General features: G+C 70.7%; 17 protein-coding genes. 2 read left to right on the top strand and 15 right to left on the bottom strand.

Going from position 1 to position 20,735, the window contains the following annotated elements; all coding sequences use genetic code 11:
* Positions 1–46: 46 nt before the first annotated feature.
* The 14 genes from pgi to uvrA form a co-directional block, all read right to left on the bottom strand.
* A complete protein-coding gene (pgi, locus tag RWE79_RS10205; RefSeq protein WP_475939708.1) occupies positions 47–1,711 on the bottom strand; it encodes a glucose-6-phosphate isomerase in 1,665 nt (554 codons plus the stop codon).
* Positions 1,712–1,756: 45 nt separating this feature from the next.
* Complete coding sequence (locus RWE79_RS10210; RefSeq protein WP_475939709.1) at positions 1,757–2,749, bottom strand: N-acetylglucosamine kinase; 993 nt, start codon at positions 2,747–2,749, stop codon at positions 1,757–1,759.
* 112 nt (positions 2,750–2,861) lie between these two features.
* Positions 2,862–3,197 (bottom strand): RNA polymerase-binding protein RbpA, encoded by a 336-nt coding sequence (locus RWE79_RS10215; protein ID WP_073497103.1) that lies wholly within the window; start codon positions 3,195–3,197, stop codon positions 2,862–2,864.
* Positions 3,198–3,386: 189 nt separating this feature from the next.
* Entirely contained in the window at positions 3,387–3,626 is a 240-nt protein-coding gene (secG, locus tag RWE79_RS10220) for a preprotein translocase subunit SecG (RefSeq protein WP_475939710.1), read from the bottom strand.
* Between the two features lie 139 nt (positions 3,627–3,765).
* Entirely contained in the window at positions 3,766–4,539 is a 774-nt protein-coding gene (tpiA, locus tag RWE79_RS10225; RefSeq protein ID WP_475939711.1) for a triose-phosphate isomerase, read from the bottom strand.
* 3 nt (positions 4,540–4,542) lie between these two features.
* Complete coding sequence (locus RWE79_RS10230) at positions 4,543–5,778, bottom strand: phosphoglycerate kinase (RefSeq protein ID WP_475939712.1); 1,236 nt, start codon at positions 5,776–5,778, stop codon at positions 4,543–4,545.
* Between the two features lie 85 nt (positions 5,779–5,863).
* Positions 5,864–6,868 carry a type I glyceraldehyde-3-phosphate dehydrogenase gene (gap, locus tag RWE79_RS10235; protein ID WP_475939713.1) on the bottom strand — a complete coding sequence of 335 codons (1,005 nt, stop codon included), beginning with the start codon at positions 6,866–6,868 and terminating at the stop codon, positions 5,864–5,866.
* 215 nt (positions 6,869–7,083) lie between these two features.
* A complete protein-coding gene (locus tag RWE79_RS10240; protein ID WP_475939714.1) occupies positions 7,084–10,035 on the bottom strand; it encodes a M14 family metallopeptidase in 2,952 nt (983 codons plus the stop codon).
* A gap of 151 nt (positions 10,036–10,186) precedes the next feature.
* Complete coding sequence (gene whiA, locus RWE79_RS10245) at positions 10,187–11,176, bottom strand: DNA-binding protein WhiA (protein WP_475939715.1); 990 nt, start codon at positions 11,174–11,176, stop codon at positions 10,187–10,189.
* Positions 11,167–12,180 (bottom strand): gluconeogenesis factor YvcK family protein, encoded by a 1,014-nt coding sequence (locus tag RWE79_RS10250; RefSeq protein ID WP_475939716.1) that lies wholly within the window; start codon positions 12,178–12,180, stop codon positions 11,167–11,169. The genes whiA and RWE79_RS10250 overlap by 10 nt, the downstream gene beginning before the upstream one ends.
* Positions 12,177–13,100, bottom strand: coding sequence for an RNase adapter RapZ (gene rapZ, locus RWE79_RS10255; RefSeq protein WP_475939717.1), 924 nt, complete (start codon positions 13,098–13,100; stop codon positions 12,177–12,179). The genes RWE79_RS10250 and rapZ overlap by 4 nt, the downstream gene beginning before the upstream one ends.
* Positions 13,097–15,148, bottom strand: a complete 2,052-nt coding sequence (gene uvrC, locus RWE79_RS10260; protein ID WP_475939718.1) for an excinuclease ABC subunit UvrC — start codon at positions 15,146–15,148, stop codon at positions 13,097–13,099. Before uvrC ends, rapZ begins: the two co-directional genes overlap by 4 nt.
* 48 nt (positions 15,149–15,196) lie before the next feature.
* Positions 15,197–15,625: a Rieske (2Fe-2S) protein gene (locus RWE79_RS10265; protein ID WP_475939719.1), complete on the bottom strand. Its 429-nt coding sequence runs from the start codon at positions 15,623–15,625 to the stop codon at positions 15,197–15,199.
* 101 nt (positions 15,626–15,726) lie between these two features.
* Entirely contained in the window at positions 15,727–18,654 is a 2,928-nt protein-coding gene (gene uvrA, locus RWE79_RS10270) for an excinuclease ABC subunit UvrA (RefSeq protein WP_475939720.1), read from the bottom strand.
* Positions 18,655–18,867: 213 nt separating this feature from the next.
* Here uvrA and RWE79_RS10275 point away from each other — a divergent pair, with 213 nt between their 5' ends.
* Together RWE79_RS10275 and RWE79_RS10280 are read left to right on the top strand one after the other, a co-directional pair.
* Positions 18,868–19,599 (top strand): maleylpyruvate isomerase family mycothiol-dependent enzyme, encoded by a 732-nt coding sequence (locus RWE79_RS10275; RefSeq protein ID WP_475939721.1) that lies wholly within the window; start codon positions 18,868–18,870, stop codon positions 19,597–19,599.
* Positions 19,600–19,604: 5 nt separating this feature from the next.
* Positions 19,605–20,261 carry an MBL fold metallo-hydrolase gene (locus RWE79_RS10280; RefSeq protein WP_475939722.1) on the top strand — a complete coding sequence of 219 codons (657 nt, stop codon included), beginning with the start codon at positions 19,605–19,607 and terminating at the stop codon, positions 20,259–20,261.
* A 14-nt stretch (positions 20,262–20,275) separates the two neighbouring features.
* On the opposite strand, the gene RWE79_RS10285 is transcribed toward RWE79_RS10280, so the two are convergent.
* Positions 20,276–20,656 (bottom strand): hypothetical protein, encoded by a 381-nt coding sequence (locus RWE79_RS10285; RefSeq protein ID WP_475939723.1) that lies wholly within the window; start codon positions 20,654–20,656, stop codon positions 20,276–20,278.
* Positions 20,657–20,735 lie beyond the last annotated feature (79 nt).

Consider the following 20,735-nt stretch of genomic DNA (forward strand, 5'->3'; position numbering starts at 1 on the left):
GGGGCCCGGCGTCACCGCCGGGCCCCTGACCGCTGTTCCGCGACGGTCAACGACCGCGCAGCGACCGGTACTTGGCGACCAGTGCCTTCGTGGAGGCGTCCAGGCCGGCCACCTCCGCGCCCTCGGTCAGCGCGGGTTCGACCCGCTTGGCGAGGACCTTGCCGAGCTCGACACCCCACTGGTCGAAGGAGTCGATGTCCCAGACTGCGCCCTGGACGAAGACCTTGTGCTCGTAGAGGGCCACCAGCTGGCCGAGCACGGACGGCGAGAGCTCCGTCGCGAGGATCGTGGTCGTCGGGTGGTTGCCGGGGAACGTACGGTGCGGGATCTGCTCCTCGGCGACGCCCTCGGCCCGCACCTCCTCGCTGCTCCTGCCGAAGGCCAGGGCCTGCGTCTGGGCGAAGAAGTTGGCCATCAGCAGGTCGTGGTGGTCGCGCAGCGGGCCGAGCTCGCGGACCGGCTCGGCGAAGCCGATGAAGTCCGCCGGGATGAGCTTGGTGCCCTGGTGCAGCAGCTGGTAGTAGGCGTGCTGGCCGTTGGTGCCGGGGGTGCCCCACACGACCGGGCCGGTCTGCCACGTCACCGCCTTGCCCTGGCGGTCCACGTACTTGCCGTTGGACTCCATGTCGAGCTGCTGCAGGTAGGCCGTGAACTTGGCGAGGTAGTGGCTGTACGGCAGCACGGCGTGCGACTGGGCGTCGCGGAAGTTGCCGTACCAGATGCCCAGCAGCCCGAGCAGCAGCGGGACGTTCTCCGCGGCCGGGGCGGTGCGGAAGTGCTCGTCGACGAGGTGGAAGCCGGCCAGCATCTCGCGGAAGGAGTCGTTGCCGATGGCGACCATCAGGGAGAGCCCGATGGCGGAGTCGTAGGAGTAGCGGCCGCCGACCCAGTCCCAGAACTCGAACATGTTGTCCACGTCGATGCCGAACCCGGTGACCTTCTCGGCGTTGGTGGACAGGGCCACGAAGTGCTTGGCCACCGCCTCGTCGCCGGCGCCCAGGCCGTCGAGCAGCCAGCCGCGCGCCGAGGTGGCGTTGGTGATGGTCTCGATGGTGGTGAAGGTCTTGGAGGCGATGATGAACAGCGTCTCGGCCGGGTCCAGGTCGCGTACGGCCTCGTGCAGGTCCGCGCCGTCGACGTTGGAGACGAAACGGAACGTCAGCTCGCGGGCGGCGTACGGGCGCAGCACCTCGTAGGCCATCGCGGGGCCCAGGTCGGAGCCGCCGATGCCGATGTTGACGATGTTCTTGATGCGCTTGCCGGTGTGGCCGCGCCACTCGCCGGAGCGGATCTTGTCGGCGAAGACCCCCATCTTGGTGAGCACATGATGCACGGCGGGTACGACATCATGGCCGTCGACGGCGATGACGGCCGAACGCGGCGCGCGCAGGGCCGTGTGCAGCACGGCGCGGTCCTCGGTGACATTGATCCGTTCGCCGCGGAACATCGCGTCGCGCAGCTCCTCGACCCCGGCCGCGGCGGCGAGTTCGCGCAGCAGGCTCAGGGTCTCGTCGGTCACCAGGTGCTTGGAGTAGTCCAGGTGGAGGTCGCCGACCTGGAGGGTGTAGCGCTCGGCGCGTCCCGGGTCTGCCGCGAAGAGCTCCCGCAGGTGCGTCTCCCCGAGTTCTTCCCGGTGCTTGGCGAGCGCGTGCCACTCCGGCCGCTGGTCGAGTCGGATCCGGCTCGGGTTCTGCGCGTTGGTGTCGGACATCAGTCCACTTTCTCCTCGTCCTCGCTGCGGGACCAAACTAGTTGATTACGCGCCGACGAGTCGCAGCCGGGCCAAAGCCACCGCACCGGCGCCGCCGTGGTGTACGGGCAGTACCCGCAGGTCCAGTTCCTCGGCGCGGGCCACCACCCGGCCGAGCAGCGGGCCGTGCGGGCCGAGCAGGCCGCCGGCGGCCACCAGCGGCTCCCCGTCGAGCGGTTCGAGGGCGGCGACGGTGGCGGCGAGTTCGTCGGCGGCGTCGTCCAGCAGGGCTGTGGCCACCTCGTCGCCGTCGGTCTCGGCGCTCACCGCGAGCGGGCTGAGCCGGGCGAGCCGCACCGGGGGCTCGGCGTAGGCGAAGGGGAGCAGGCGGTGCCGCAGCAGCTCGCACTCGTGCCGGCCGGGCCGTTCCTGGGCGAGGTACGGGCCGCCCGGGGTGCCGGTGTAGTGCGCCAGGACCGCCTCGACGAGGGAGGTCCAGGGCCCGCGTCCGTCCAGGGCCCGCAGGGCGCAGCGCAGTACCTCGCGGCCGATCCAGAAGCCGCTGCCGCCGTCTCCGAGGAGCCAGCCGTTGCCGTCGGCCAGGTGGAGCCGGCGGCGGTCCTCGATACGGGCGGCGACGGCGCCGGTGCCGGCGACGAGGACCAGGCCGTCGGAAGGGGTGCCCTCGGCGGCGGCGAAGGCGATCTCCATGTCGCCCAGGACCTCGATGGAGCGGGCGGCGATGCCGTTGGCGGTGAGGGCCTCGTCCAGGCAGGAGATGGCCAGCTCGTATCCGGCGTCGGGTCCCGCGTCGGAGGCGCCGCCCGCGAAGCCGCCCACGACGGCCCGTACGGCGGCCCGCTGCTCCGCTTCCGGGGCGGCCGCCCGGATCGCCGCCACCAGGTGCCGGGTGAGCTCCGCCCGGGGCACGCTGATCGCATTGCCGGGCCCGCCGGCGCCCTCGCCGAGCACGGCGCCGTCGTCATCCGCGAGGTATGCCCGCGTACGGGTGCCGCCGGCGTCGATGCCGATCACCAGCGGCCGGTGATCACCAGCCACAACTGCGAGCATACGACGCGGTCACGCCCCGCGCAGGGCGGCGCGGACGCGACGGCACACACAGGAATGCCCCCGGGAGGCTCTCCCGGGGGTGTCCGCCCGCCTGGCGCGGTCAGATCTCGCCGCGCAGCTTGGCCAGCGCCTCGGCGAGGATCGCCTCGCCGTCGGCCGCGCTGCGCCGCTCGCGCACATAGGCCAGATGGGTCTTGTACGGCTCGGTGCGCGGCGGTGCCGGCGGGTTCTCCTCGTCCTGCCCGGCCGGGAAGCCGCAGCGCGGGCAGTCCCAGGTTTCCGGGATCTGCGCGTCACTGGCGAAACTCGGCTGGGTCTCGTGCCCGTTCGAACACCAGAAGGAGATGCGAAGGCGCGGCGCGGACTCGCCGCGCTCTGCCTCTCCCATCGGCCCCGCTCCGACCCGACTGCCACGGATCGCGTTGCCACTTGCCACGGTCGTAACTCCCTGCGTGATGGTGCTGCGAGGTCGCCCAGTTTACGGAGACCTTACGCCCCGTCCAGCGGCTGGGCGTCGACCCGGCCCCCGAGGACGCGGTTCCATGATAAGCCGCGTCGGCGACGAGGCGTCAGTTCTCCCTCAACGCACAGGAGTCGGAGGCGTCACGGGCCTCGGGAACACCGGTCAGTGGTTCTTGAACTTCAGCAGCAGACCGAGGACGACGATGCAGGTGAACCAGAGCAGACCGAGCGCCACGGTGATCCGGTCGAGGTTACGCTCGGCCACCGAGGAACCGCCGACCGAGGACTGCATGCCGCCGCCGAACATGTCGGACAGGCCGCCGCCCTTCCCCTTGTGCATCAGGACCAGCAGCAGAAGCAGCAGGCTGAAGACGATGAGGGCGATGGAGAACCCGAGTACCACAGCTGGACCAACTCTCTCGGTGACAGACGGACGACGGCATGAGGCCGCGGGGCCGGACAGTGGTCCGGCCCCGACAGCCTACTTGTCCCACAGGGGGTGAGGGTACTGGGGCGTGTCGCGAAAGGAGCGCCGTCCGCCCCTACTGGTCGCGGAAGCGGACGATCTTGACGAATTCCTCCGCGTCCAGCGCCGCCCCGCCGACGAGGGCGCCGTCGACATCGGGCTGCGCCATGATCGCCGCGACGTTGCCGGCCTTGACCGAGCCGCCGTACTGGATGCGGACCGCGTCGGCAAGCTCCTGGCTGTAGAGCTCGGCCAGCCGGACACGGATCGCCCCGCAGACCTCCTGGGCGTCCTCGGGCGTGGCGACCTCGCCGGTGCCGATGGCCCACACGGGCTCGTAGGCGACGACGATCGACTCGGCCTGCTCGGCCGGGATGTCCTTCAGGGCGCCGTCGAGCTGCGCGAGGGTGTGCGCGACCTGGTTGCCCGCCTTGCGGACGTCCAGGCCCTCGCCGACGCACAGGATCGGGGTGAGGCCGTGCTTGTACGCGGCCTTGACCTTGGCGTTGATCAGCGGCTCGTCCTCGCCGTGGTACTGGCGGCGCTCGGAGTGGCCGATGGCGACATAGCTGCACTTGAGCTTGGCGAGCATGGAGCCGGAGATCTCGCCGGTGTACGCGCCGGAGTCGTGGGCGGACAGGTCCTGTGCGCCGTACTTGATCTTGAGCTTGTCGCCGTCGACCAGCGTCTGCACCGACCGCAGGTCGGTGTAGGGCGGCAGGACGGCGACCTCGACGGCGTCGTAGTCCTTGTCGGTGAGGGCGAAGGCGAGCTTCTGGGTGTGGGCGATGGCCTCGAGGTGGTTGAGGTTCATCTTCCAGTTGCCCGCCATGAGCGGCGTACGGGTCATGCTTCAGTCCTCCAGTGCGGCGAGGCCGGGGAGGGTCTTGCCCTCCAGGTATTCGAGACTGGCGCCGCCACCGGTCGAGATGTGGCCGAAGGCCTTCTCGTCGAAGCCGAGGATGCGCACGGCCGCGGCGGAGTCGCCGCCGCCCACCACGGTGAAGGCTGGGGGTCCCCCCGCCGAAGGCAGGGAGATGTCGATCAGCGCCTGGGCGACCGCGCGGGTGCCTTCGGCGTAGTCGGGGTGCTCGAAGACTCCCATCGGGCCGTTCCAGAAGACGGTGGCGGCGTCGGCGAGCTTGGCGGCGAACAGCTTGCGGGACTCCGGACCGATGTCCAGGCCCATCAGCTCGCCGGGGAACGCGTCGGCGGAGACCGTGACCGGGTGCGTCCCGACCGGGTTCTTCAGGTCGGGGAAGGCGTCGGTGGCGACCACGTCGACGGGGAGCACGAACTCCACGCCCAGCTTCTTCGCCCGCTCCAGGTACTCGGTGACGGCCGGGAGCTGGTCCTCCTGCAGCAGGCTGCCGCCGACCTCGTGGCCCTGGGCCTTGAGGAAGGTGAACATCATGCCGCCGCCGATCAGGATCCGGTCGGCCTTGCCCAGCAGGTGGTCGATCACGCCGAGCTTGTCGGAGACCTTCGAGCCGCCGAGCACCACCACGTACGGGCGCGACACGTCCTCGGTGAGCTTCTTCAGGACGCCGACCTCGGTGGCGATCAGCCCGCCCGCGGCGTGCGGGAGCCGGGCCGGGAGGTCGTAGACGGAGGCGTGCCGGCGGTGCACGGCGCCGAAGCCGTCGCCTACGTACACGTCCGCCAGGCCCGCGAGGGAGTCGGCGAAGGCGCCGCGCGCGGCGTCGTCCTTGGCGGTCTCGCCGGCGTTGAAGCGCAGGTTCTCCAGCAGGACGACCTCGCCGTCGACCAGCGCGGCCACCGCGGTCTGCGCGCTCTCGCCGACGGTGTCGGTGGCGAACGCCACGTTCTTGGACAGGAGTTCACCGAGTCGCTTGGCGACCGGGGCGAGCGAGAACTGCGCGTCGGGCGCGCCCTTGGGGCGGCCCAGGTGCGAGGCGACGATCACCCGGGCGCCGGCGTCGGCCAGCGCGGTGATGGTCGGCACGGCGGCGCGGATGCGGCCGTCGTCGGTGATGGTGTCACCGGAAAGAGGGACGTTGAGGTCGGCGCGGACGAACACCCGCTTGCCGGCGATCCCTTCGGAGACGAGGTCTTCGATCGTCTTCATCCATGGCTCCTAGGTCATGGGACAGGGCCCGGACGACTCTCGCGTCGTACGGACCCTGTCCTCATCGCATCGTGCTGCGTGTTGCTTAGAGCTGGCCGCCGATGAAGGTGGTCAGGTCGACGAGGCGGTTGGAGTAACCCCACTCGTTGTCGTACCAGCCGATGACCTTGACGCTCTTGCCCTGGACCATGGTCAGGGACGAGTCGAAGGTGCAGGACGCCGGCCAGTTGACGATGTCCGAGGAGACGATCGGGTCCTCGGTGTAGTCCAGCAGACCCTTGAGCTGACCCTCGGCGGCCTTCTGGAACGCGGCGTTGACCTCGTCCTTGGTGACCTCGCGCTCCAGCTCGACGACCAGGTCGGTGACCGAGCCGGTCGGGACCGGGACGCGCATCGCGATGCCGTCGAGCTTGCCGGCGAGCTCCGGGATGACCAGGGCGGTGGCCTTGGCGGCACCGGTGGTCGTCGGGATGATGTTCTCGGCGGCGGCACGGGCACGGCGCAGGTCGCTGTGCGGGAAGTCCAGGATGCGCTGGTCGTTGGTGTACGCGTGGACCGTGGTCATCAGGCCCTTGACGATGCCGAAGTTCTCCAGCAGCACCTTCGCCATCGGCGCCACACAGTTGGTGGTGCAGGAGGCGTTGGAGATGATGTGGTGGTTCGCGGCGTCGTACTTGTCGTTGTTGACGCCCATCACGATCGTGATGTCCTCGCCCTTGGCGGGAGCCGAGATGATGACCTTCTTGGCACCGCCCGCGATGTGCTTGCCGGCGGCCTCGCCGGTGGTGAAGATGCCGGTCGACTCGATCACGATGTCGACGCCCAGCTCGCCCCACGGGATGTCGGCGGGGTTGCGCTCGGAGAGCACCTTGATGGTGTGGCCGTCCACGGTGATGGTGTCGGCGGTGTGGCTCACCTCGGCCTTGAGGCGGCCCAGGATGGTGTCGTACTTGAGCAGGTGCGCGGTGGTCGCCGTGTCACCCAGGTCGTTGACAGCCACGATCTCGATGTCCGCACCCTGCTCCAGGGCGGCACGGAAGAAGTTGCGACCGATGCGACCAAAGCCGTTGATGCCTACGCGGATCGTCACGAACCGATCTCCTCGCTGATTCGCCGAATACCTTTTATGGTCCGGCTGCGACTTATGGGATGTCCCCGACCAAGGACGACCCTACCTCGCCCGCGACCCGGTGGTGACATCAGGCAGGCCGGTGAAAACGGCGCGGCGACCCGTACCGCCCGGTAGGGGTACGGGCCGCCGCGCCGGCGGGTGCCGACGGGGTGCCGGGGCCGCCGCAACTCCGCTCAGGCGCGCAGCGACGCCAGTGCCCGGCCGATCAACGCGGCCCGGTCCGCGGCGCCCTGTACGTGTTCCAGCCCGAATCCGAGCAGGACGGTGTCACGTGTGGTGACCGCCGGGTAGGACGTGAAGAGTTCGCCGGAACGGACCCAGTCGCTCAGCGGGGCCGGGCTGCCGGCCGGCGGACCCGGCACCGTCCAGGCCCCGAGGGAGGTCTCGAAGCCCTCGGCCTGCTGGTCGGTGCCGCCCACCGCGAGCCGCGTGTCGTCCACGAAGACGCCGCGTCCGCCGCTGCCGGGGTCGGTGATCGAACTCAGCGACACCTCGACCGTGGTGCCCGCGTAGGCACTCAGGTCGAAGGCGACCTGCTGCCAGCCGCCGGAGGATCCGGTGAAGCTGTTCCAGGCCCCGCTGGTGCCGGTGGCGGTGCAGCCGTCCGTCCCCGGCGTCAGGTAGTGCGTCAGGAAGGGGTGCTCGTTGATCAGGAAGCCCGCCTCGCATTCGCTGGGCACGTCGGTGCCGGTGGCGCCGCCGGCCTCGGGCAGCGTCGTCCAGTCGTCGGCGCCCGCGGTGTGCGCTTCGAGCACCGCGTGGTCGTAGCCGGGCTCGGTGTCCCAGTTGAGCGCGAGCCGCAACTGCGGGTGGTCGGCCGCGTCGACGCCGGTGAGGTCGAGGGTGCGGCTCAGCCGCTTCCAGGAGTCGTCGGTGTGGGTGGCGGCGGCCATCCACCGGCCCGCGTACGGGGCGTACGGGTTGGTCACCCCGGTGTACGAGCCGGCCTTGGCGCTCGCGAACTGCGGGAAGCCGGCGGCGGGCAGGGAGTCGGAGGTGACGGTGTACGACCCGGGGGTGTCCAGCGGGTTGTCCGAGGCGTCACCGAGCGCGGCGGTGACCCCGGCCAGGGCCCCGCTGCCGGTGAAGCCGGTGGCGCCGGCCGACGACGCCCGGCCGTAGGCGCCGAGGTAGTACTGGCTGAAGTCGTCGGTGGAGGCGCGGCCCACGACTGCGGAGCCACCGGCCCGTTCCCCGGCCTCGACCAGTTTGCCGCCCTCGTTGAGGAAGGCGCGGATCGCGAGCTGGGTGTCACCGCCCGGTGCCTTGGCGCCGGTGTAGTGGACGACGGTGGTGAAGTGGCTGAGCACGCCGAGCGCGTGCGGGGCGCCCTGGGTCGCCACGTCCCAGACCACGGCGCGACGGCCGTTGGCCTTCAGCGCGTCGACGTAACTCTGGGCGTGGCCGGCCCCGGCGCCCTCCTCGGCGACCACCAGAACGGCGGCCTTCGCGCGGGCGGCCACGGTGTAGGTGAAGGGGTCGCTCGAAGTGCGCGCGCCGCTTCTGGTGCTGCCGGTGAACCAGACCTTCACGGTGTCGCCGGTGCGGGCGCCGCGCACCTCGGCGCGGTACTCGTCGAAGCGGAGGTTGTCGTGGCCGCCGTAGGTCTCGCCGCCCTTCCAGGCGCCGAGGCGGGCGGTGTGGACGCGGCCGCCGTTGATCCGGTAGGCGAGTTTCTTGCCGGTGACGGACTTGCGGACGGTGACGGCGACCTCCTGGCCGGCGCCGCGCGCGTAGGAGGTGGTGAAGGCGTCCGGGGTGAAGTCGGGGGCCCGGGTGCCGGTCACGGAGACGGGCCGGTCGGGGTGGGACGCGGTCTCGGCGACGGCGAGCGCGAAGGGCACGTTCTTGGCGAACTCGCCCTGGATCAGCTTCTCGTCGTCGGGGAAGTTGAAGCCGGACTGGCACTCCTCGGGCTTCCACGCGTCGGTGGGGTCGATGGCCGAGGCCGTCTGGCAGGTGCTCATCTCCGGGGTGAACATCAACGTGCCGTTGACGTTGGCGGCGTGGCCGTCGGCCTCGCCGTTGGTGGTGTAGAGCTCGGAGGAGACCTGCGGGTAGTAGCCGGGGATCGCGGAGTTGCCCGGGGTGCCGGCGAGCGACCGGTAGAGCACGTCGTCCGGGGTGGGTGTGGCGACCTGCCAGCCGACCCCGTACAGGAGCAGTTCGGCGGCGGAGTGGTAGTTGATGCCGTACTCGAAGCCGATGCGCTTCTCCAGGCGGTCCAGGGCCCGGGTCTCGGGCTCGGAGGACGGGCCCGTGCCGCGGTAGGTCTCACTGGCCGGGCTGGGGGACGAACCCTCGTTGTCGTAGCCCCACTTGTAGGCGAAGTTGCGGTTGAGGTCGACGCCGTCGCCGCTGGTGTACAGGCCGTCGCCGTTGTTGTCGCGGAGGTTCTTGCGCCAGAGCCGGTCGCCGTCGGGGTTGTGGGTCCAGTCGTAGCCGTCGGGGTTGGCGGAGATCACGAACCACAGCTCGGTGGTGTCCACGATCTTCGTGACGCGCGGGTCCTTGCCGTAGTTGTCCAGGTAGTAGTGGAGCAGCCGGCGGGTCATCTCGGGCGTGATCCACTCACGGGCGTGCTGGTTGGACACGTACAGCACCGAGGGCTTGGCGCCGTCCGCGGTCCTTCGGGCGCCCTTGGTGAGCTTGACGGCGAGGATGTCCTGGCCGAGCAGGGTCTTGCCGATGGAGACGACCTTGGTGAGGTGCGGGTGCGCCTGCCCGGTCTTGACGATCTCCTCGCGGAGGCCGCCGGCGCCGCTGTAGGGACGGAACACGCCGTCACCGGCGGCCTGGAGGCGGGCCTCGGCCTTCGCGGAGACGGTGTGCTCGGTGAGTTCCACCCCGTCGGCCTCCAGGCCGCGGGCCTGGGCGTCGGTGAGGTAGACCTCGACGTGGGCGGTGCCCGTGGCGGGGGCCTGCTCGGCGAGTTCCTGGCCGTCCTGCCCGGCCGCGAGGAGCAGCGGTATCTGGGCGCGGGTGATGTCGGCGTCGAAGACCTTCACGGCGTCCGCGGCCGGGTCGGCCTGCGGCGCGGCCCCGGCCGGGGTGGCGGGCGCCGCCATGATCCCTCCCAGCAGCAGTGCGCCCGCGATGAGTATCGATCGTGCCCTGTGTCCCATGAGCCCCCCTTGCAGTGGTCTGTCACGGCGGTGCAGACGCCAGGCTTCTGGTCACAGCATGGTCATGTCAATCCTTTCCGGGCAGAATGGCCGGACGGCAGAAAGCCGCCGGTGCCCGCGAGGGCGCACCGGCGGCCGGAGCGGCGGCTGCTCAGCCGACCAGGTTGTCGGCCATGTCCTCGGTGAGATTGGACTCGGTGCCCGGGATGCCCAGGTCCTGGGCGCGCTTGTCGGCCATCGCCAGGAGCCGCCGGATACGGCCCGCGACGGCGTCCTTGGTCAGCGGGGGCTCGGCGAGGGAACCCAGCTCCTCCAGCGAGGCCTGCTTGTGGTCCATGCGCAGCCGGCCCGCGGCGGCCAGATGCTCGGGCACCTCGTCGCCCAGGATCTCCAGGGCGCGCTGCACCCGCGCCCCGGCGGCGACCGCGGCCCGGGCCGAGCGCCGCAGGTTCGCGTCGTCGAAGTTGGCGAGGCGGTTGGCCGTGGCCCGGACCTCGCGCCGCATCCGGCGCTCCTCCCAGGCGAGTACGGACTCGTGGGCGCCGAGCCGGGTCAGGAGGGCACCGATGGCGTCGCCGTCGCGGACCACGACCCGGTCGACGTTGCGCACCTCCCTGGCCTTGGCCGAGATCTGGAGCCGGCGGGCGGCGCCGACGAGCGCCAGGGCCGCCTCGGGACCGGGGCAGGTGACCTCCAGCGAGGAGGACCGGCCCGGCTCCGTGAGCGAACCGTGGGCGAGGAAGGCGCCACGCCAGGCCGCCTCGGCGTCACAGGTGGCGCCGGAGACGACCTGCGGCGGCAGGCCCCGGATGGGGCGCCCCCGGCCGTCGACGAGCCCGGTCTGCCGGGCCAGCTGATCGCCGCCGGCGACCACCCGCACGACGTAACGGCTGCCGCGCCGCAGACCGCCCGGCGCCATCACCACCAGATCCGAGGAGTGGCCGAAGATCTCCAGGATGTCCTTGCGGAGCCGCCGCGCCGCGATCCCGGTGTCCAGCTCCGCCTCGATCACGATGCGGCCGGACACCAGGTGCAGCCCGCCCGCGAAACGCAGGATCGCCGAGACCTCCGCCTTGCGGCAGCAGGTCCGGGTGACGGGAAGCCGGGAAATCTCGTCCTTCACCGCTGCCGTCATCGCCATGGGCCGATCCTTCCATGCATACGAAAAATCCGGTCGTACGCGGCGGCCAGCAGCTCCGGGTCGTGTCGCGGCCCGTCGGGGGCGGCGACGGCGGCCAGCTCAACCGTGCCGGACAACCGCTCGGCGGCCTCGGCGAGGCTGTCGCGGTCGGGCACGGCGGCCTCGTCGGCCAGCACCACGTCGATGGTGAGTTTAGGGGCGTGTCGGGCCAAAACCTCCAAGTGACGCTGCGGAGAAAACCCGTCGGTCTCGCCGGGCTGCGGCGCGAGGTTCAGCGCGAGCACCTTGCGGGCCCGGGTCTCCATCAGCGCGCACACCAGTTCCGGCACCAGCAGATGCGGCATCACCGAGGAGAACCACGACCCCGGGCCGAGCACCACCCAGTCGGCGTCCAGCACCGCCTGCACGGCCTCCGGCACGGCCGGCGGATCCGACGGGACGAGCTGGACTTCCTGCACGTCACCGGGGGTGAGGGCGACATTGGCCTGACCCCGGACCGTGGTGATCCGGTCCGGTGCGGCCGGGTCGTGCCCGCGCACCGAGGCGGTCAGCTCCAGCGGCACGGCGGACATCGGCAGCACCCGGCCCTGGGCACCGAGAAGCCGCCCGACCCATTCCAGGGCGGCCACCGGATCACCGAGCTGTTCCCACAGCGCGACGATCAGCAGATTGCCCACCGCATGGCCGTGCAGATCACCCTCGCTGGTGAACCGGTGCTGGATCACCCGCGACCAGGTCTGGCCCCATTCGTCGTCCCCGCACAGCGCGGCCAGCGCCTTGCGGAGGTCACCGGGCGGCAGTACACCCAGCTCCTGGCGGAGCCGGCCGCTGGAACCGCCGTCGTCGGCGACGGTGACGACGGCGGTCAGGTCCTGCGTGATCCGGCGCAGCGCGGACAGCGAGGCGGACAGTCCCTGACCGCCGCCGAGCGCCACCACCTTGGGGGTTGCGCCGGAGCCCGAACGACGGGCCGACCGGCGCAGGAAACGGGCGGTCTTGATCACTCGCGCCCCATGTCGCGGTGGACGACGACGGTCTCCACGCCCTCCGACGACAGCCGGGCGGCCAGCCGCTCCGACATGGCCACGCTGCGGTGCTTGCCGCCGGTGCAGCCGACGGCGATGGTGACGTAGCGCTTGCCCTCGCGGCGGTAGCCGGCGTTGATGATGTGCAGCAGCTCGGCGTAGCCGTCGAGGAACTCCTTGGCGCCGGGCTGGTTGAAGACGTAGGTGGAGACCTCGTCGTTGAGCCCGGTGAAGGGGCACAGCTCGGGGACCCAGTGCGGGTTGGGCAGGAAGCGGCAGTCCACCACCAGGTCGGCGTCGACGGGCAGGCCGTACTTGAAGCCGAAGGACATCACGGTGGCCCGCAGCTCGGGCTCCTCCTCGCCGGCGAACTGGGCGTCCATCTTGGCGCGCAGCTCGTGGACGTTGAGCGAGGAGGTGTCGATGACCAGGTCGGCGTCGCCGCGCAGCTCGCTCAGCAGCTCGCGTTCCTTGGCGATGCCGTCGACGATCCGGCCGTCGCCCTGCAGGGGGTGCGGGCGGCGGACCGACTCGAAGCGCCGCACCAGGGTGTCGTCGGAGGCCTCCAGGAACAGGACCCGGCGCCTGACGCCCTTGGCCTCCAGGTCGGCCAGCGACTCGCGGAGGTTGTCGAAGAAGCGCCGGCCGCGTACGTCCACGACGACCGCGATACGGGCCACGTTGCCCTGGGAACGCGCGCCCAGGTCGACCATGGTGGGGATGAGGGCGGGTGGCAGGTTGTCCACGACGAACCAGCCGAGGTCCTCCAGGCACTTGGCCGCGTGGCTGCGGCCCGCGCCGGACATACCAGAAATGATCACGAGCTCGGGGATGGCCTCCGCCGCCTCGCCCACCGCACCGGTGGTCACCTGTGCTCCGCCTCCGTCGCTGACGTTCATGTTCCCTTCCCTCGCTCTTCCTCAATGATCTCTCCTGTGGCGGTGTTCACCGCAGGACCGGCGGGCGCCGCCCCGGCCAGGGCCGCGAGCACCGTCTCCGCCGTACGCCGGCCGACTCCCGGGACCTCGCAGAGCTGCTCGACGGTCGCCGTACGCAGCCGCTTGAGCGAGCCGAAGTGTTTGAGCAGCGCCTGTCTGCGGGTCTCGCCCAGGCCTGGTACGGAGTCCAGCGCACCGGCCTTCATCGACTTCGAGCGTTTGGCGCGCTGGTAGGAGATGGCGAAGCGGTGCGCCTCGTCCCGTACCCGTTGCAGCAGGTAGAGGCCTTCGCTGGTGCGGGGCAGGATGACCGGGTCGTCGTCACCGGGCACCCAGACCTCCTCCAGCCGCTTGGCCAGTCCGCAGACCGCGACATCCTCGATGCCCAGCTCCTCCAGGGCCCGCCGGGCCGCCGCGACCTGCGGCTTGCCGCCGTCGACGACGACCAGCTGCGGCGGGTAGGCGAACCTGCGGGGGCGGCCGCCCTCGTCGGTCAGCGCGGTGGCGTCGACTGGGCCGCTGACCCGCGCCGCGCGCTGTGTCCGGTCGGGCTGGTCGGTCTGGTCGGGCTGGTCGGTCTGGTCGCCGTCCACCCACTCCCCCGTCTTCTGCACATCCAGCAGATAGCGGCGGAAGCGGCGGGAGACCACCTCGTGCATGGCGCGGACGTCGTCCTGGCCGGCGAAACTCTTGATCTGGAAGCGCCGGTACTCGCTCTTGCGGGCCAGCCCGTCCTCGAAGACCACCATCGACGCGACCACGTCCTCGCCCTGGAGGTGGGAGATGTCGAAGCACTCGATGCGCAGCGGGGCCGTGTCCAGGTCCAGGGCCCCGGCGATCTCCTCCAGGGCGCGGGAGCGGGTGGTCAGGTCGGAGGCGCGCCTGGTCTTGTGCAGGGCGAGCGCCTGGGCGGCGTTGCGCTGCACGGTGGCCATCAGGTCCTTCTTGTCGCCGCGCTGCGGTATGCGCAGGGAGACCTGCGAGCCCCGGCGGGTGCACAGCCACTCCTGCACCGGCTCGTACGGCTCCGGCAGGGCCGGGACCAGCACCTCGCGGGGCACGGCGTCGCCCTGTTCCTCGCCGTAGAGCTGCTGGAGGGCGTGCTCGACCAGGCCGGCGGTGCCGACGTCCTCGACCTTGTCGGTGACCCAGCCGCGCTGGCCGCGCACCCGGCCGCCGCGTACGTGGAAGATCTGGACGGCGGCCTCGAGTTCGTCCTCGGCGACGGCGATCAGGTCGGCGTCGGTGGCGTCGGCCAGCACGACGGCGTTCTTCTCCATGGCGCGGCGCAGCGCCTCGATGTCGTCACGGAGGCGGGCGGCCTTCTCGTACTCCATCTCGGTGGCGGCGTCCTTCATCTGCTGCTCCAGGCGGCGCAGATAGGTGCCCGTCCGGCCGGCCATGAAGTCGCAGAAGTCGTCGGCCAGTTCGCGGTGCTCCTCGGCGGTGACCCGGCCGACGCAGGGCGCGGAGCACTTGCCGATGTAGCCGAGCAGGCAGGGCCGGCCGATCTGCGCCGAGCGCTTGAACACCCCCGAGGAGCAGGTGCGGACGGGGAACACGCGCAGCAGCAGATCGACGGTCTCGCGGATGGCCCACGCATGGGCGTACGGACCGAAGTAGCGCACGCCCTTGCGCTTGGGGCCACGCATCACCTGGACGCGGGGAAACTCCTCGTTCAGTGTGACGGCGAGCGACGGATAGCTCTTGTCGTCGCGGTACTTGACGTTGAAGCGCGGGTCGTACTCCTTGATCCAGGAGTACTCGAGCTGCAACGCCTCGACCTCGGTGCCGACCACCGTCCATTCCACGGAGGCGGCGGTGGTGACCATGGTGCGGGTGCGGTGGTGCAGGTTCGCGAGATCCTGGAAGTACGAGGAGAGGCGGGAGCGCAGGCTCTTCGCCTTCCCGACGTAGATCACCCGGCCGTGTTCGTCCCGGAACCTGTAGACGCCGGGGCTGTCCGGAATCTGACCCGGCTTGGGGCGGTAGCTGGATGGATCGGCCATGCCCCCACCCTACTGACTGGCGATGACAATCCCGTTCCGTCCACAGGGCTATCCGGCGATCAGCTTGCCGTCCTTGACCGTGACCTCGGCGGCACCGAGCGCGGTGGTGGCCGGCCCCTTCTCGACGGCGCCGGTCTCGGCGTTGAAGGCGCTGCCGTGGCAGGCGCAGGTCAGGGTCGTGCCGCTGACCGAGTCGCAGACGCAGCCCTGGTGGGTGCAGACGGCACTGAAGGCCTTGTAGGTGCCCTTGGAGGGCTGTGAGACGACCAGTTTGGCGTCCTTGTAGAGCTTGGCGCCGCCGACCGGGACGTCGGAGGCCGCGCCGAGTTCGGCGGAGGTGGTGGCGGCGGTGCTGCCGCTGTCCGCCGTGTCGCTCGTGGCGTCGGAGCTGCCGCAGGCGGTGAGGCCCACACCCGCGACACCGGCGAGGGCGGCGCCGCGCAGGACGGTACGGCGGCAGGGGGGCAGTTCGGTCATGCGATGCTCCTGGGCTCGGCACGTAGGGGGAAGTCAGGATCCGAAGATCTTGAAAACCGGACCTTACGTGCCGAGTCTTTGAGAAACCTCTGAGTCGGCGCTCAGGCCTTGCGGGCCGCGGCCGCCGTCCGCTTGCGCGGGGCCGCCTTCTTCCGGGCGGCCGGCAGGGCGGGCGCGTCGGAGATCCGCTCGGCCCCCAGGATGTCGCGGAGGAACTTGCCGGTGTGGCTCGCGCCCACTCCCGCGATCTGCTCGGGAGTGCCCTCGGCGACCACCAGGCCGCCGCCGTTGCCGCCTTCGGGTCCCATGTCGACGACCCAGTCTGCGGTCTTGATCACATCGAGGTTGTGCTCGATGACGATGACCGTGTTGCCCTTGTCGACCAGTCCCGACAACACCTTGATCAGCTTGCTGATGTCCTCGAAGTGCAGCCCGGTGGTCGGCTCGTCCAGGACGTAGACGGTGCGCCCGGTGGACCGCTTCTGCAGCTCGGAGGCGAGCTTGACGCGCTGCGCCTCACCGCCCGACAGCGTCGGCGCGCTCTGGCCGAGGCGGACGTATCCGAGCCCCACCTCGTTGAGCGTGCGCAGATGCCTGGCGATGGTCGGGACGGCCTCGAAGAAGTCCAGGGCCTCCTCGATCGGCATGTCCAGGACCTCGGCGATGGACTTGCCCTTGTAGTGGACCTCCAGGGTCTCCCGGTTGTAGCGGGCGCCGTGGCAGACCTCGCACGGGACGTACACGTCCGGCAGGAAGTTCATCTCGATCTTGATGGTGCCGTCGCCGGAGCAGTTCTCGCAGCGGCCGCCCTTGACGTTGAAGGAGAAGCGCCCCGGCAGATAGCCGCGGACCTTGGCCTCCATGGTCTCGGCGAAGAGCCGGCGCACATGGTCGAAGACACCGGTGTACGTCGCCGGGTTGGAGCGCGGGGTGCGGCCGATGGGCGACTGGTCGACATGGACGACCTTGTCGACCAGGTCGTCGCCGTCGACCCGGGTGTGGCGGCCGGGGACGCTGCGCGCGCCGTTCAGCTCGCGGGCGAGGTGGGTGTAGAGGATGTCGTTGACCAGGGTGGACTTGCCCGAACCGGAGACGCCGGTGACGGCGGTGAAGACCCCGAGCGGGAAGGACACGTCGATGTCCTGGAGGTTGTGCTCGCGGGCGCCGTGCACGGTCAGCTGCCGCTTGCGGTCCACCGGCCGCCGCACGTCCGGCGTCGGGATGCTGCGCTTGCCGGCGAGGTACTGGCCGGTCAGCGACTCCTTGTTGGCCAGCAGATCCTTCAGGGAACCGCTGTGGACGACCCTGCCGCCGTGCTCGCCCGCGCCGGGGCCGATGTCGACGACCCAGTCGGCGATCTTGATGGTGTCCTCGTCGTGCTCGACGACGATCAGCGTGTTGCCGAGGTCGCGCAGCCGCACCAGGGTCTCGATGAGCCGGTGGTTGTCCCGCTGGTGCAGGCCGATGGACGGCTCGTCGAGTACGTAGAGCACGCCGACCAGCCCGGAGCCGATCTGGGTGGCGAGCCGGATCCGCTGGGCCTCGCCGCCGGACAGGGTGCCGGCCGCGCGGTTGAGCGAGAGGTAGTCCAGGCCGACGTCGACCAGGAACCTCAGCCGCTCGTTGACCTCCTTCAGGACCCGCTCGGCGATGGTCTTCTCACGGGCGCTGAGCTTCATGCCGCGCAGGAACTCCGCGCAGTCGCTGATCGACATCGCCGCGACCTCGGCGATGGACTTCTCCTGCACCGTGACGGCGAGCACGATCGGCTTGAGTCGTGTCCCCTGGCAGACCGGGCAGGGGATCTCCCGCATGTACCCCTCGAAGCGCTCCCGGCTGGTGTCGGACTCCGACTCCGAGTGCCGCCGCTTGACGAAGGGCACCGCCCCCTCGAACGAGGTGGTGTAGGAGCGCTCCCGGCCGTAGCGGTTCTTGTAGCGCACCTGGATCTGGGTGCGGTGGCCGTTGAGCAGGGCCTTCCTGGCGCGCTGCGGCAGCCCGGCCCAGGGGATGTCGGTACGGAAGCCCAGCTCGTCGGCGAGGGCACCGACCAGGCGCTGGAAGTAGTCCCGGGTGTGGCCGAGCGACCAGGGGGCGATGGCGCCCTCGTCGAGGGACTTGTCCTCGTCGGGGACGATCAGCTCGGGGTCGACCTCCATGCGGGTGCCGATGCCGGTGCAGTCGGGGCAGGCGCCGAAGGGCGAGTTGAAGGAGAAGGAGCGCGGCTCCAGCTCCTCGAAGGACAGGTCGTCGTACGGGCAGTAGAGGTGCTCGGAGAACATCCGCTCGCGCTGCGGGTCGTCCTCGGGCAGATCCACGAAGTCCAGGATGACCATGCCGCCGGACAGCCCCAGCGCCGTCTCGACGGAGTCGGTGAGGCGGCGCTTGGCGCTGTCCTTGACCGTGAGGCGGTCGATGACCACCTCGATGGTGTGCTTCTCCTGCTTCTTCAGCTTGGGCGGGTCGGTGAGCTGGACCGTGGCCCCGTCCACCCGCGCCCGGCTGTAGCCCTTGGTCTGCAGATCGGCGAACAGGTCGACGAACTCGCCCTTGCGCTCTCGGACCAGCGGGGACAGCACCTGGAAGCGGCTGCCCTCCTCCAGCTCCAGCACCCGGTCCACGATCGCCTGCGGCGACTGGCGGGAGATGGGGCGGCGGCACTCGGGACAGTGCGGCTTGCCGATACGGGCGAACAGCAGCCGCAGGTAGTCGTAGACCTCGGTGATGGTGCCCACGGTCGAGCGCGGGTTGCGGGAGGTCGACTTCTGGTCGATCGAGACAGCCGGCGACAGACCCTCGATGAAGTCGACGTCGGGCTTGTCCATCTGGCCCAGGAACTGCCGGGCGTAGGAGGAGAGCGACTCGACGTAGCGGCGCTGCCCCTCGGCGAAGATCGTGTCGAACGCGAGGGACGACTTGCCCGACCCGGACAGCCCGGTGAAGACGATGAGCGAGTCCCGTGGGAGGTCGAGCGAGACGTTCTTCAGGTTGTGCTCGCGAGCGCCACGGACGGTGAGTCGATCGGCCACGCCAGTGCGCACCTTTCATAGAACGAGAGCGAGAAGAGCTGCTGATCCCCCAGACAGACTAACGAGGGCTCATAGCGGTTTCTTCCGGTTGATGCTTCCGGCCGCGTCACACCAGGCTATAGCACGTACATTCGATTTGCGGCCACGGCATGCCTTCTTCACCCGGACGAGTGGAGCGCGATAGCGTCGTTGACACACCCCGGGAGGCCATCTGTGTCCGTCCAACGACCCGACCCCGAGCGCGATGCGGCCGCGGTGGAAAAGGCCACCGCCCAGCTGGTCGACGCGGTCTCCGCGCTGACCCCCTCCGCCGTCGCCGAGCCCTCGCTGCTCCCCGGCTGGACACGCGGCCATGTCCTCGCCCACCTCGCCCGCAACGCCGACTCCCTGGTCAACCTGCTGACCTGGGCGCGCACCGGCGAGGAGACCCCGCAGTACGTCAGCCAGGAGGCCCGCGACAAGGACATCGCGGACGGCGCGGGCCGCCCGCCGGCGGAGCACCTGGACGAGCTGCTGATCTCCGCCGACCGGCTGGCCCACGCGATCGAGGAGACCCCGCCGCAGGCCTGGGCGGCGCAGGTCTCGATGCGGTCCGGACGAGTCGTCGCGGCGGCCGAGATCCCCTACCAGCGGCTGATCGAGGTCCTGCTGCACCATGTGGACCTCGGCATCGGCTACACCTGCGCCGACCTGCCCGGCGACTTCGCCGCCCGCGAGCTGGCCGGGGTCATCGACGGGCTGTCCGGCCACGAGGGCATCGCGGCGGTACGGCTGCACGACACCGACAGCGGCGAGCAGTGGACCATCGGCGCCGCCAACGAACCCGACCTCACCGTCAGCGGACCTCGCACCGCCCTGCTGGCCTGGGTGACCGGCCGCAGCGCCGGCGAGGGCCTGACCGGCCGCCCGGACGTGCCCCTGCCCGTGCTGCCGCCGCTAGGCTGACGGACATGGCTTACTCGGGAGAGGTCGAGGTCGGCGGCACGCCCGACGTGCACGAGCTCAAGGACCTGATCATCACCAAGGCCGCCGTCGGCCCCATGAACAACAACGCGTACGTCCTGCGCTGCCGCGCCACCGACGAGCAGCTGCTCATCGACGCCGCCGCCGAGCCGGAGACGCTGGCCGAGGTGATCGGCACCGACGGCCTGGCCTCGGTGGTCACCACGCACCGGCACGGTGACCACTGGCAGGCCCTGCGGGCCGTGGTCGACGCCACCGGCGCCCGCACCCACGCCGGGCGGTACGACGCCGAGGGCATCCCGGTCCCGACCGACGTGGCGGTCGAGGACGGCGACACCGTCCGGGTCGGCCGGGTCGAGCTCACCGCCCGGCACATCGTCGGCCACACCCCGGGATCCATCGTCCTGGTCTACGACGACCCGCACGGCCACCCGCACGTCTTCACCGGCGACTGCCTCTTCCCTGGCGGCGTCGGCAACACCCAGGGCGACGCGGAGCGCTTCACGTCGCTGCTCGACGACGTCACGTCCAAGCTCTTCGGCGAGCTGCCGGACGAGACCTGGGTCTACCCGGGCCACGGCTTCGACACCACGCTCGGCGCCGAGCGCCCGCACCTGCGTGAGTGGCGCGAGCGCGGCTGGTAGCCGCCGGGGCCCGCTCAGTTCTCGTGCTGGTGGAACCAGTAGAAGGCCGCGACGGCCATGGAGAGCCCGATGGCGAGCCCGATCAGGGAGGCGTGGACCCACGAGTAGCCGCTGAGGCTGAGCAGATAGCCCATGGCGCAGCCGAGGACGACGCCGTACAGGGCGGCGCGGGGTTCGCGGGCGAGCGATGAGCGCGTCGCCCCGATCAGGTAGCACACGGCCGCGAGCCCCACGCAGCCCACGACGGCGGTCACGGTCATCCTGGTGGTGGAGGCGCCGTTGTTGCCGGCGATGAAGGCCGCGTAGCCGCCGTAGACCACCCCGAGCATCAGCGGAACGGTCCACGCGGTGGTACGGATCGGCGTACGGGTGACCGCGGAGGCTTGTGCGTTCATGTCCAGGCTCCTCTCGTATGCCCTGTCCATCAGGTCACACCCGCGCGCCGGTCCCGGCAACCGCTGGGCTGCCGCGACC

The sequence above is a fragment of the Streptomyces sp. RLA131 genome (assembly GCF_056270125.1).

Coding starts and splice junctions, on each gene's coding strand:
- RWE79_RS10240 (WP_475939714.1), bottom strand. CDS start 10,035: ATGGGACACAGGGCACGATCGATACTCATCGCGGGCGCACTGCTGCTG.
- uvrC (WP_475939718.1), bottom strand. CDS start 15,148: ATGGCCGATCCATCCAGCTACCGCCCCAAGCCGGGTCAGATTCCGGAC.
- pgi (WP_475939708.1), bottom strand. CDS start 1,711: ATGTCCGACACCAACGCGCAGAACCCGAGCCGGATCCGACTCGACCAG.
- rapZ (WP_475939717.1), bottom strand. CDS start 13,100: ATGAACGTCAGCGACGGAGGCGGAGCACAGGTGACCACCGGTGCGGTG.
- RWE79_RS10265 (WP_475939719.1), bottom strand. CDS start 15,625: ATGACCGAACTGCCCCCCTGCCGCCGTACCGTCCTGCGCGGCGCCGCC.
- whiA (WP_475939715.1), bottom strand. CDS start 11,176: ATGGCGATGACGGCAGCGGTGAAGGACGAGATTTCCCGGCTTCCCGTC.
- tpiA (WP_475939711.1), bottom strand. CDS start 4,539: ATGACCCGTACGCCGCTCATGGCGGGCAACTGGAAGATGAACCTCAAC.
- RWE79_RS10285 (WP_475939723.1), bottom strand. CDS start 20,656: ATGAACGCACAAGCCTCCGCGGTCACCCGTACGCCGATCCGTACCACC.
- RWE79_RS10280 (WP_475939722.1), top strand. CDS start 19,605: ATGGCTTACTCGGGAGAGGTCGAGGTCGGCGGCACGCCCGACGTGCAC.
- RWE79_RS10230 (WP_475939712.1), bottom strand. CDS start 5,778: ATGAAGACGATCGAAGACCTCGTCTCCGAAGGGATCGCCGGCAAGCGG.